Raw genomic sequence first — 264 nt, 5'->3', positions numbered from 1 at the left:
CAGGGCCTCCAGCCGGGAGGCGATCTGCTGCGCCTTGAGGGCCGGTCGGCAGACCCGCGACAGGTTCTCGACGAGGTAGCTCACGCCGCCGTCGTTGAGGCGGAGGGCCTCATCGAAGGCGCGGCCCGGATCCGCGAAATGCGCGGTTGCCTCCGGCAGGGCGGCGAAGCCGGCGCGCAGCTCGGCGATCCGCTCCTGCTTTTCGGGCAGAAACGCCACCTCGCGGGCTGGGATGCCGGGCGACTGGCACGGGCCGTCCGGGTC

1 protein-coding gene is annotated in these 264 nt (G+C 73.1%); it reads right to left on the bottom strand.

Translation table 11 applies throughout. The annotated features are described in order from the left end of the window. A partial coding sequence (locus ACYP03_RS26555) for a virulence factor SrfC family protein (protein ID WP_459782749.1) occupies positions 1-264 on the bottom strand: 264 nt, incomplete at both ends.

This window comes from Photobacterium sp. R1 (genome assembly GCF_054600795.1).
This window is presented reverse-complemented; position numbering and strand designations above follow the sequence as displayed.